Source organism: Streptomyces panacea (assembly GCF_040560175.1).
In the GTDB taxonomy this organism is placed as follows: Bacteria; Actinomycetota; Actinomycetes; order Streptomycetales; family Streptomycetaceae; genus Streptomyces; species Streptomyces panacea.
In genome coordinates, this window is record NZ_JARJHW010000228.1 from 1 (window position 1) to 10,970 (window position 10,970).

The 10,970-nt window shown below is 70.1% G+C and carries 12 protein-coding genes; 4 read left to right on the plus strand and 8 right to left on the minus strand.

Annotation, left to right across the window (positions count from 1 at the left end):
* Window positions 1–70: 70 nt before the first annotated feature.
* The 5 genes from P3L51_RS32345 to P3L51_RS32365 all read right to left on the minus strand — a co-directional run bounded on the left by P3L51_RS32345 (window position 71) and on the right by P3L51_RS32365 (window position 4,580).
* A complete protein-coding gene (locus P3L51_RS32345) occupies window positions 71–1,567 on the minus strand; it encodes an SCO6880 family protein (RefSeq protein WP_354608899.1) in 1,497 nt (498 codons plus the stop codon).
* Complete coding sequence (locus P3L51_RS32350; protein WP_354608900.1) at window positions 1,557–2,831, minus strand: TrbL/VirB6 family protein; 1,275 nt, start codon at window positions 2,829–2,831, stop codon at window positions 1,557–1,559. Before P3L51_RS32350 ends, P3L51_RS32345 begins: the two co-directional genes overlap by 11 nt.
* Complete coding sequence (locus tag P3L51_RS32355) at window positions 2,831–3,604, minus strand: DUF8175 domain-containg protein (RefSeq protein WP_354608901.1); 774 nt, start codon at window positions 3,602–3,604, stop codon at window positions 2,831–2,833. Before P3L51_RS32355 ends, P3L51_RS32350 begins: the two co-directional genes overlap by 1 nt.
* Before the next feature lie 133 nt (window positions 3,605–3,737).
* Window positions 3,738–3,911 (minus strand): hypothetical protein, encoded by a 174-nt coding sequence (locus tag P3L51_RS32360; RefSeq protein ID WP_354608902.1) that lies wholly within the window; start codon window positions 3,909–3,911, stop codon window positions 3,738–3,740.
* 159 nt (window positions 3,912–4,070) lie between these two features.
* The gene (locus P3L51_RS32365) at window positions 4,071–4,580 is read right to left on the minus strand and encodes a DUF6668 family protein (RefSeq protein WP_354608903.1); all 510 of its coding nucleotides are present in this window, start codon (window positions 4,578–4,580) and stop codon (window positions 4,071–4,073) included.
* A 288-nt stretch (window positions 4,581–4,868) separates the two neighbouring features.
* Here P3L51_RS32365 and P3L51_RS32370 point away from each other — a divergent pair, with 288 nt between their 5' ends.
* The 3 genes from P3L51_RS32370 to P3L51_RS32380 are packed head-to-tail and all read left to right on the plus strand — an operon-like array spanning window position 4,869 to window position 7,521.
* A complete protein-coding gene (locus P3L51_RS32370) occupies window positions 4,869–5,885 on the plus strand; it encodes a C40 family peptidase (RefSeq protein ID WP_354608904.1) in 1,017 nt (338 codons plus the stop codon).
* Window positions 5,882–6,556 carry a hypothetical protein gene (locus P3L51_RS32375; protein WP_354608905.1) on the plus strand — a complete coding sequence of 225 codons (675 nt, stop codon included), beginning with the start codon at window positions 5,882–5,884 and terminating at the stop codon, window positions 6,554–6,556. The genes P3L51_RS32370 and P3L51_RS32375 overlap by 4 nt, the downstream gene beginning before the upstream one ends.
* A gap of 50 nt (window positions 6,557–6,606) precedes the next feature.
* A complete protein-coding gene (locus P3L51_RS32380) occupies window positions 6,607–7,521 on the plus strand; it encodes a hypothetical protein (RefSeq protein WP_354608906.1) in 915 nt (304 codons plus the stop codon).
* A 90-nt stretch (window positions 7,522–7,611) separates the two neighbouring features.
* On the opposite strand, the gene P3L51_RS32385 is transcribed toward P3L51_RS32380, so the two are convergent.
* The 3 genes from P3L51_RS32385 to P3L51_RS32395 all read right to left on the minus strand — a co-directional run bounded on the left by P3L51_RS32385 (window position 7,612) and on the right by P3L51_RS32395 (window position 10,158).
* Window positions 7,612–8,208, minus strand: coding sequence for a sigma-70 family RNA polymerase sigma factor (locus tag P3L51_RS32385; protein WP_354608907.1), 597 nt, complete (start codon window positions 8,206–8,208; stop codon window positions 7,612–7,614).
* Between the two features lie 224 nt (window positions 8,209–8,432).
* Entirely contained in the window at window positions 8,433–9,362 is a 930-nt protein-coding gene (locus P3L51_RS32390; protein ID WP_354608908.1) for a hypothetical protein, read from the minus strand.
* 31 nt (window positions 9,363–9,393) lie between these two features.
* Complete coding sequence (locus P3L51_RS32395) at window positions 9,394–10,158, minus strand: transglycosylase SLT domain-containing protein (protein ID WP_354608909.1); 765 nt, start codon at window positions 10,156–10,158, stop codon at window positions 9,394–9,396.
* A 349-nt stretch (window positions 10,159–10,507) separates the two neighbouring features.
* Between P3L51_RS32395 and P3L51_RS32400 the strand changes: the two genes are divergently transcribed.
* A partial coding sequence (locus tag P3L51_RS32400) for a DUF6668 family protein (protein WP_354608910.1) occupies window positions 10,508–10,970 on the plus strand: 463 nt, incomplete at its 3' end.

Below are 10,970 nucleotides of genomic sequence, written 5' to 3' on the forward strand. Positions count from 1 at the left end.
GCGTGCCATCAGATGCTCCTCATTGTTCGCGCCGGTCTCCGTCTCGTCTCTGACGTAGCGTCACACCAGGTCACATGGCGTCGCGTACGGTCTGCGGCAGGGCGGTGTGCAGCGGGAGCACCAGGCCAAGAGGAAGCGCCGCGGCGAACGCCGCCGCCTGGGAGCCGTAAACGGGCCGCACCGCGATACGTGCGGCGGGGGCCAGGTTGTCGATCGCCGCGGCGGCCTTCGGGAGTTCCGCGGCCGTGTTGACGGTCGCCGTGATCAGCAGGCCGAAGCGGATCACCCCGTGTCCCTGGGCCTGTTCCTCGGTGGTTCTGCGGGCCGCGATCACCTCCGCGTCCTCACGCGCCTTGCCGATCTGTTGCTGCTGGGCGCTGAACAGCGCGTTCTTGTAGTCCTGCTGGACGACGCGGGCGCCGTCGGCCGGACTGTGCGGGCGGTACAGGAGCGTGACCCGCTTGCGAGCGATGTCGCGGTTGGGCTGCACCAGTCCGGTCAGGACGTTGGAGAACACCTCGCCCTGCGGGGCCTCCGTCATGGCCCACGTGACGCTGAACGCCCCGTCGTGCCGGTAGTGGTCCCAAGCCTCCTGGGCGGCCATGGGCCCGGCTTCCTTCCACGTCAGTCCGGTGCCCCCGGTGCCCTGCGCTTCTTCCACCAAAGTCGCGACAGTCGGGTCGTAGGCGACGCGCACCATCTCGGCGAGTTCCGTCGCGGTTGTCGGTACGGCCGTGCCGGCGCTGGTCAGGGACAGCCCGGCGGTCAGACCCGGCAGGCGGGTCCCGATGTGCAGCGCCATCTCCTCGGCGCTGCGGCGGGGTGTGCCGGGGCGGGCCGCGCCGGAGTACGTCAACGCGATCCGTGTCGCGATCCTCGCCGAGCCCGCGGGGTAGGCGGCCAGCACCTCGTGGAGCATCTCCGTGGCCAACTGGGGTGCACTGGCGACGGTGTTGGCGGCGATTTCCTGCTGGAGCCGCACCCCGGAGTCGGGAGCGGTCTCCACGGTGACGCTGGCGGCGACAAGGTCCGGTTCGGAGCCGAGGGCGGACAACCACTGGCCCCAGTGGGCCACCCAGGTGTCGACCTGGCGTTCGTCCACGAGGGCGGATCCGTCCGCGTCGCAGGAGATGACCGCGGTGTGATGGCCGGTCGCCGGGATCGTGATCACCGCGAAGGGGCGCCCGTAGCCGTCCTGGGCCTCCGTCAGCGTCGACTCGGCCGCCAGGCCGGGCAGTTCGCAAGTGCCGTAGCCGGTGCGGCCGAGCGGACCCGACCGGTAGAGGTGGCCGCCGGAACGGGTGGTGCGCCACCAGGTGAGGCGGACGGCGCCGCGTTTCATCAGCGTACGGTCGTGCCGGTCCTTGAAGGCGAGCGCGGCGGTGAACATCGCCAGTGACACCGCCAGGCTCAGCGCGGCCCAGATGGAGACCAGCGTGGTCAGCACCACCGCGATCAGTCCGGTGAGCAGCAGCAGCGTCGTGCCCAGCGACAACCCGCGTAGCCCGGAGGTGCGCGGTTTGCGGAAATTGCCGTAGGTGCGTGTGGTGAGTTCTTCAGCGGTCATGGACCTTCTCCTGCTGGTCGTCGGGGTACTGCCGGACCGGGACGGGCACCCGTGCCCCTGTCTCCTCCCGGTCTTCGGACCGCGTCTCAGTGCCGTCCCGCGTCTCGGCGACGTACCGCGTCTCCGGCCGGGCAGGGCCGGCTGTGGCACGCTGCTGGTCGGGCGAGGCCTGTGCCCCCGCGGCGCTCCGGGCGATCCTTGAACCGTCCGTTCGCGCGCCGGTGGCCTCCGGGCTCACCGCCGCACCCGCCACCGATCGTCCGGTGGCCGGACTGCGCAGGTGGGGAACAGCCATCGCCCCGGTGGCCGCTGCCGTCGTCCCGCCCGCTGCGGTGGAGGTTTTGGCCGCGCGGCCGGCACCGGAGGCCGCCGCCTGGACGACGGGGGAGGCGAAGCGCATCAGCGCGGGCAGCGTGAAGCAGGCCAGGACGATCAGCACGACCCCGGAGACCATGGAGACGACCTCGTTGTCCTGCTTCTGGCCGCTGATCGAGAACGCCGCAGCGTAGACGACGGCTGCGGCCGGTTTGTACAGCACGAACGCGAGGAGCCAGCCCACGGATCTACGGAACCAGACCCGTCCGGCGGCAGTGGAGCTGGCCGCCGCTGCCAGGGGCAGCGTCCCGGTGAGGATCACCAGCATGGCCATCCGCACGATCATCAGCGCGATCTGGGCCACGGTGCCGGTGATCACCAGCACGGCCATGATCAGGACGAGGAACGACGAGTCCGTGCCGCCGAGGGCAAGCATGGCCGAGGTGCGTTTCTCGAACTCGCCCACGCACTGCGCGACGGGCTCCCCGGTGGCGCTGATCTGCCTACAGCCCGTGGACCTGTCGATGATCCAGACGCTGAACTTGTCCCCCGCCGAGGTCAGCAGGGCGACGGTGGCGACTCCGACCGAGGAGACCGTCACCAGATTGAGGAGCCCTTGAAGAGCCTGCCGGGCCGACTCGCCACGGCGCTGCCAGGCGATCTGTCCGGCCGCCACCAGCAGGCACAGTACGGCCGTGAATGTGGTGATCCACAGCGTGGAGCCCTGGAGGAACGCCACCGGTCCGCCGGCGTCGCTCAGATCGGGAGTGCCCAGGTTCATCCACGCGCTGCCCAGTGCTTTGACGGTCGTGCTGGCCGCCTCGGCGGCGCTCTCGGCGATGTCGTCGAACGCGCTGTCGCCGAGGTCTTTGGGGGCCGTCCCGGCTCCGTCGCCCACGCAGTAGCCGCCGACCGAGGGAGTCACCCAGCCGAAGTCGCAGCCCGCCATCAGACTCCTCCCCACTCGGCGTAACCCGCGAGGGAGCCGACCGGGGTGGGTGCGGCGGGGTTGGCCGGGTACTCCAGCCGCCAGTCGCCGTCCCGCCACAGCACGGTCGTGGTGGCGGCCTGCATCGCGCCGTCGGGAAACCGCCACACGCTCTGGATGACCGCGGTGCTGTCGTCGTAGGTGACGAACCTGAATCCGGCGATCTGCCCGTGGGCACCGCCGTCCGGGTTCGTGGGCGACTCCTTCTCCGCCTCGGTCCGTCCGGCTATGTAGGCGTCGCGGCCGGCGCCGACAGTCTGGGCCCGGGTCACCTTCCGCCAGTCGTCGGCCGCCACGTAACGCACGCTGATCTGACTGGTGGCCAGCAGGGCGCCGACGGGAGTACGTGCGTAGCACCGCGCCACGTCCTCCCCGGTCACGGCCGGGCCCGATTCCTCGGACGCGGGGACGGCGACGGCGCCGAACAGTGCCCAGGTCACGCCTCGTGGAGCGGCGGTGGGCACCTCCTGCCGCTTGTCGGGGAGGCGCGGGCACCCCTCGCCGCCGACGGGTGCGGACGACGGCGGGGCAGCGACCGGGTCGACAGGAGGCTCGGAGGCGGTGAGTGCCCCGTCCTTGCCGGAGGCGTCCGTGCCGGAGACGTCCGAGGTGAAGACGACCGCTCCCGCGACGAGGCTCACGAAGCCGATGAACGCGGCGGCGAGGACGAAGCCGCCGCGCAGCCAGGGACTTCGCGGCTCCTCGGCCGCCGTGTGGGTGGCGGGGTCTGCCATGGTTCCTCCCCCTCCTCATGGGTGGTCAGGTGATGGTTGGCGGGGTGGTCGGCCGATCCGCCCCAGGTTTCGGCCGGTGCGGCGAGAGCGCGTGCCGGGCGTCGCGATGGGACGAACCCCGGCTGCCGCGGCACTAGATGAACGCGCCGACGATGCCCGACGCGGAGCCGACGAGCAGGCACGCCCCCAGGACGAATCCGAGTCCCCTGGCATGGTCACGGCCGCCTCCCCGGGTGTGGTCGACAGCCATCCGGGCGGCGACACCGAAGATGCCCGCGACGCACAGGATGGTCACGGTCCAGGCCACCCACCTCAGCACCTTCAGCAAGTCCTGGGCTCCGGGCGGTGCTTCTCCCCCGCCGACGTCGGGCACGCCCGAGGGGGGCGCCGGAGCTCCGACCACATGGGCCATATACGGCGAGGCGTCCAAAAAGGCCGCCATCAGAGTGGACAACTCGTTTCCCCTCTAGGTGGGTTGAGTGAGTCGGGTCAGGTCGCGGGCAAGGAGCAGGCACTCCTTGGGCAGCTGCGGCTCGCCAAGCCGCCAGAGCTCCACCCAGGGGATCTCCCACAGCCGCGGCACGGCGCCCGAGACGAGCGACACCCGGTCCCGCAGGACGCGGGGGCGCCGGCCGGGAGCGTCGGCGACCACGACCAGGCCCAGCAGGTCGATGCCGGTGACCATGCGCGATGCCCACTGCTGAGCGGCGTTCTGCGCCGCGGCGAGACCGTGCGACGTGGAGCGGGCGACCAGCACGACCGATTGACTGTCTTGGGTCACCGGCCAGGCGCGTCCGGCGTCACGGCCGCCGGGCACGGCCCGCTCCAGCGAGCTGACACCCGCGCCGCCGTGCACACCGAGCCACCACCAGGACTGACCGTCGCTCAGCGGCGGACTTGCGACGGGCAGCGCCCGCTCCGGCCGCGGGACTCCGGAGCCCTGAGGTGCTCGCGGACCGGAAAGTCCGCTCGGCACTCCTTGAACCGATGGCCCGGGTTTCCCGTTGATGCCCCCCGAACGGCCCGACTGCGGCAACCAGGGATTGACGACCGGTACCTCCCCTGCCAAGGCGTCTCCTTCGACCGTCAACAACAACGGGCCGAATAATACACACAAGATGATAAGTCGCAATAAGCAACTCTTGTTGGAATTAGGTCACATAGGGACTGATTTATTCATGTTCGATTCCAGCTCTCCGCAGGGGCTCGCCCCTCACGCCGGAGATCGCCGGTGAATGTCCTTCCCGGCCGGACGAGACCGGCCGTGCTAGCCATAGGAGGTGCCGTCCTGGGCCTGGTCGGCTCCCTGGTCGGCCTGTCGGTTGTCGGGGCAGTGGGTCACAAGCAGGACATCGAACCCGTGGGACTGGTCACCGGGCTCAAGCCCGGACGCATACCGCCCGAGTACGTGACGTGGATCGAGCGTGCCGGCGGTCTCTGCACGGAGGTCGGCGCACCGCTGGTGGCCGCGCAGATCGAGGCGGAGTCGGGTTGGGATCCCACCGCTGTGAGCCATGCCGGCGCCGAAGGGCTCAGCCAGTTCATCCCCAGCACTTGGGCGACGTGGGGCGTGGACGCGGCCGGCAAGGACGGCAGTCCCGAACCGGACGGCGTGGCCGACCCGTTCACCCCGGGCGACGCGATCATGACGCAGGCCCGCTACGACTGCTGGCTCGCGGACACGGTCAGGAAGATGAACATCGGCGACGACCCCACCCGGCTCATGCTCGCCGCCTACAACGCGGGCCCCGGAGCGGTCGAACGGTTCAAGGGAGTACCCCCCATCCCGGAGACCCAGAGCTACGTCACCAGAATCATCACGTCGATGACCAAGTACACCGGCAGCGAACCGGCCGAGACCGGCAGCTCGTTCGGTGACCGGGTGGTGGCCAACGCCAAGAAATGGCTCGGCACCCCCTACTCGTGGGGCGGCGGCGGGCCGGAAGGCCCCGGCCGAGGATTCGCCCAGGGCGCGAACACGGTGGGGTTCGACTGCTCCAGCCTCGTACAGAACGCCGTCTACCACGCCACTGGCGGCGGTGTCCTCCTCCCCCGCGTCAGCCAGCTCCAGGTCCTCTCCGGTGAAGCGGTGGCCCGCGAAGCCATACGGCCCGGCGACGTGATCGGGTTCCAACTGGGCGGCAGTTACGACCACATCGGCATTTACATCGGCGGAGGGCAGTTCATTCACGCGCCGAGGACCGGTGATGTGGTCAAGATCAACAACCTCGACGAGCCCTATTACGCCGGCAAGCCCCAGAAGATCAGGCGGTTCGGATGACTTCCCCGCGCACATGGGGCGCCACCGCGATGGTGGTGATCACGCTCGGCCTCCCGGCCGGCGGCTGCGGCTCCGGCTCCGGCGGTGGCAGTGGCAGTGGCAGTGGCAGTGGCAGTGAGGAGCGCGCGCTCACGGCTCCGGCGGCGACCGGCACCGGACCGTACCCGACACCGTCCGCCACCCGAACGAACCCACCCGTACTCCCGAAACCCAAGGGCACCGGTAAGCCCCGCGGAACGACGATCCGCCCTCAGGATGTGGACCGGACCGATGCCGACGCGGTCAGCCGGGGCGCGCTCACAAGTCTGTGGACCTTCGACGCCGCCACCGACCGAGGGCCGCATGACGCCGGGTTGCGCGCCGCGGACGCCGGCTGGCTGACCCGGGCGTACGCGGACCGACTACGCGCGCACCGGCCCCCGGTCCCCGATGCCCAGTGGCGGGAGTGGGTCGAACACCGTGCCTACACGACCGTGGCGCTGACGAAGGCCGAGGACGCCGCCCGGCCCCCGGGCACCGAGACCGAGGCATGGCGCCAGTGGATCGTCACCGCCACCCCGTCGGGGAACGGGCGGTGGAAAGGTGAGCCCGTCATTGTCGTGGTCTACGTGCACCTCACCCGCACGGTGGTCGGCGAGCCATGGAGGGTCGCCAACGTGACCGTCCGCTAGGTCCCGTCTTTCGGATCGGGCCGGGCGTCCAACTGCACGGGAGAAACGTCATGTCGACGACGCACGATTCCACTGATGTACCGGCCTGGCCGGTCTACGACCTCACCGTCCACGACGACGGCCGGGTCCTCGCGTCCGGCCCGCTGATTCCCACGTCCGGGCACGCCACGCGTGCCTCCGCCATAGAGGTCGTCGCGGGCGCCGCCACCAGGCTCGGGCGGGCCGTGCGGGCCACGGCCGTCGAACCCGGCGGCTCTGTATGGCAGTTGATCATCTCGCCCGAGGGAGAAGTGAGCGAGATCCCGGTCGGCAGGCAGCGCACCACGGGGTCGAGGAAACGCCTGACCAAACGCCCGATGAGAGCCGCGGCGGTCGTCTCCGACACTTCCGCGCCTCAAACCGGCGCGCGAAAGGGGGCCGAGGCGTACGCGGAATCCCTGGCCCTGATCCGGAGCCATCTTGAGGCGGGCCGCACCGGCCAGGCCAGCACGCTCGCCGCGCAGCTCGACACACGGGCCACGGGCGTCCTTGGCGTCTCCCACCCCGACACACTGCTCATCCGTGAGGTCCGCGCACGGGCCACCGCCCTGTCCGGGGACACGGGCGGCGGCATCCAGTTGTACCGAGACGTGGCGGAGCGCTGGCACTACCGAGGGGACGCCGAACAGGCCGAAGCGGTAGCGGGCCGCGCCGAACTGCTGTGGATGCGGATCGTCAATGTCGAGGAGGCGCTGTCCGCAGGGGTCGCCGTCATCCGTATGCGCAACCAGATCCCGGGCAGGGCAGGCGCCGCGCTCAACGCGGCCCTGGAACACCGGGAGTGGCTCCTGCGGGCACACCACATGGGCGGGGCGGGGGCAGCGCGGGAACATCCCGTGGCGGATCCACCCACACCGCGAAGCCCCACCCCCCGCCCCACTCCGACCTGGGAACGGCCTGCGGTGGACGCCCGGAAGGCAGGCTGAGTCCGGCCCCTCCGCGAAGGGCCCCGCGATCGGGACGCCCACCGGCTCGTGGCCGATTTCATCATTTCACGGCACGGCCGAGGACCGCGATCAAGCGGCGGACAAGTACCGCGCGGGCTTGCCGTCGGCTTCGTCGCGGGTGCTCTCGCCCGCGCTCTCGACAACCTCCATAGCCAGCCGCAGGGCACGTACCGCGTGATGCACACGCGACTTGACGGTGCCCGGCGGGACGCCGAGTATCTGGCCCGCCTCACGCATCGACCTGCCGGAGAAGTACGTCTCGTACAGCGCTTCGCGATGGTTGGGGGACAGATGCTTGAACGCGTCTTTGAGGGCTATGGAGGAAAGCAACCAGTCCACGTCGTCGGGCCTGGTCAGGAGATCCTCCAGCCAGGTGTTGCCGTTGACCTCCTGGGGACGGGTCTTGCGCATCCGGTATTCGTCGATCACGAGGTTGCGCGCCACTCTGAACAGCCACGGCCGCAGGGGCTGGCCGGCGGTCAGGTCCTGTGTCCGCCAGCAGCGCAGCAGGGCTTCCTGCACCACGTCCTCGGCCTTGTGACGGTCACCGTTCAACAGCCGTACCACGTAGGCGTACAGCGCGCCCGCCTGATCGTCATGGAGCGTGCGCATCGCCCGTTCAGTAGCGCTCGCCGCTCCCAAAGAGCCCATCACCGTCAAGCTCACGTAATTCTCCCTTGCTCCATGACCTCGGGGGAAGGTCAGGTCTCAAGGCCGAACCCGACGGCCTCGAGCGGGGAGTGTTACGAGTGAGACTCCACATCGCGTTGACGTTTGATTGATGTTTAAACATCAGATTCGGCCGAACTCAGCCGAACCGGAAGGCGGCGTACCGCAGAAGACGGAGCGCCCAACCTGAGGCGCTCCCCCACCGACCTGCGCGTTCTCTGTCAGGCCACGTCAACCTGGCGCATGGCGGACTCACTGACGAGGGCGTGTATACGCCGGTCCACGCCCTTCACCAATTCGACATCTCCCGCGGCCACATTGCCTTCCTCGGCAAACCGGGACCATGTGGTGAGCAGGACCCGGCCATGGTCGACGGCGGACGGCAAATCGTCGATCAGCCTCCACACGGCGACCGCGCGCAGCAGGTCCTCGTGGGCGCGTGGGTCACCCTGCTGATGGCGGATCCCGGCGAGTTCGAGGCAGGCGAGCGTCGCGGCGGCGTGATTGCCGCCCTTGTGCGCGGCGTACGCCTCCAGAGCCTGAGCCTCCAGCGTGTACGGATGCTCGGCGCCGAAGGTGCGCGCGGTGTGTTCCCGCAACCGGAAGGCGAGCGCCGCCGCCCGCTCTCTCGCTCCGGCGTCGATGGCGTGACCGATGCGGGAGACGAGTTCGACGAGTTCGTCCGGGACCGGCACCGGTGTGCCCGCGTCGGCCGGCCGGGTGTTCTCAGCGGCCGGTCCGGCGGGCACGGACGCGGGCGCCAACGACAGTGCGACGGGGGGCTGTTCAGTCGGCCGGGTGCCGGTGTGCCCAGGCCCGGCTGCGGGCGGGGACTCCGCCTCGGCCAACTCCTGGTGTCTCTCGTGCCGCAGGATCCGGCTCGCGCCGTCGGCGGTGACCTCGACCCGGGTGGCGTATCCGGCCCGCCGGTCGACGATCACCGCCTCGATGGGCGCGCCCCCGGCCCGTGCCCGGCGCTGCATCGTGTCGAGCACCGCCACGTTGACGGCTTCCCCGTCGGGCAGGGGGAAGGGAGCACCGTCGACCGTCACCCGGCCGTCGTGGTGGATCAGCACCTCCAAGAACAGCGACGGCCGCGGCTCTGCGGCTTTCTGTCCGTTGCGGTCCTGGCCGATGTGGTTCTTGAACACCCAATGGCTCCTTCGCTGTCCTGGTCACGGCCTAAGGGCTGTCGCTGGCCCGCGGCAGTGGGGAGATGGTGGGGTACACGGCTCCGTCGGGGAGCTTGATGGCATCCGAGTACAGGGAGAACGAGCTCCTGATGCCGTAGATGTAGCTCTGCGCGCCGCCGCTGGCCGGTACGCCCTTCGCCTGCTTCACCGCGCTCAGGCCCAGGTCGTACGCAGCCAGGGTCAGGTCCAAGTGGTCGCCTTTGACTTTGTTGTTGGCGGCGAGTGTCTCGATCTCCTTGGACAGTGAGCACAGATACCTTCCCTGCGCCCTGATGGAGTCCGCCGCGTCCAGGGCCGAGGTGTCGTCGTTGTCGTCGTCGTCCTCGCCGAACTCGTCGAACTTGTCCGGCGGTAGCTGGGAGAGGCCCTTCTCCCCGTCGAGGCCGACGAGTTCCTGGTTCCACTGGGACTCGTACTGGATCTGCGCGGCGATGACCATAGGGCCGATCCGGTCGCATTCGGCTCCGGCTTCCTTGACATGTTCGAGAAACTGCGCGGGCACGGCTGCTTCGTTCAGCTCATCGCGCCCGTCGCCGGCGAACACCTCGGCTACCCGGTCGTCGTCGACACTCGCCCCACCGTCACCTCCTCCGCAGCCGAAAATGTCACAGATGATCACCAGGGGCATGAAGAAATATCCGATGGCGCTCACGACGACCGCCGCAGCCAGCGCGCCCAGGCCGATCAAAAGCGTGAGCACGCACCCGGGCACGCCCGCGACCGCGCCGGCGGCGATGACGACGGTGGTGTCCACCCCTTTGCCCCCAGAGGGCTTGCCCTTCCCGCCGGCACCTGCACCCACGACCTGTCGCTCCCTTCGTGCACGCCCCTGAAACCTGTTCCGATCAGTTCTGAACCAGGCCCCGCGATTTCCCGTAGTGGCTGCGCGACGGATCACCGCGAGCCCGCACGGCGCAACGGACACAGCGGCCGATCAGTTCAATCCGGGATCCGTCGCTGACATTCGAAACCGAGAGAAGGGGTGGACGTTCATGGGTGTCCCACCGGCGCCGTCCGGCGGCCCGCAGATGTGGATTCGTGGACCGGCCACCGAGCAGACCGCTCCGGCGGCGGTCTCGGCACGGCGCCCCCAAACGCGGACCGTGCAATCGGTTCCCCCCGCGCCTGCCGAACGCGGGCCCTCACCGCATCGGGGCCAGCGGATCGCCTGGGTCAACGCCCACGGCGGTGGCGGCGCGAGCACGCTCGCGCAGGCACTGGGCGGCGCGGACCTGGGCACCGGGTGGCCCGAGCCCGCCGAGGGTGAGCCCGCCGACATCCTGCTCGTGGCCCGCACCCACGCCGGAGGTATCCGGGCGGCCTCCCAGGCCCTGAACGCGCTGCGTACGGGAGACCACCCCGTGGGTGTGAGCCTCGTCGCCGTCGTACTCGTCGCCGACGCGCCGGGCCGGCTGCCACGCCAACTCGGCCGACGCATACGCGTGTTGCGTTCGGCGGCCGATGTCCACCGCATTCCGTGGGTTCCGGGGTGGCGCCTCGGCCAAGAGGTGGACCCCCTGCCGAGGGAGGTTCGCGCGCTGGCGGCGCTCGCCTCCGGACCGCCCG

Coding starts and splice junctions, on each gene's coding strand:
- P3L51_RS32350 (WP_354608900.1), bottom strand. CDS start 2,831: ATGGCGGGCTGCGACTTCGGCTGGGTGACTCCCTCGGTCGGCGGCTAC.
- P3L51_RS32355 (WP_354608901.1), bottom strand. CDS start 3,604: ATGGCAGACCCCGCCACCCACACGGCGGCCGAGGAGCCGCGAAGTCCC.
- P3L51_RS32345 (WP_354608899.1), bottom strand. CDS start 1,567: ATGACCGCTGAAGAACTCACCACACGCACCTACGGCAATTTCCGCAAA.
- P3L51_RS32375 (WP_354608905.1), top strand. CDS start 5,882: ATGACTTCCCCGCGCACATGGGGCGCCACCGCGATGGTGGTGATCACG.
- P3L51_RS32380 (WP_354608906.1), top strand. CDS start 6,607: ATGTCGACGACGCACGATTCCACTGATGTACCGGCCTGGCCGGTCTAC.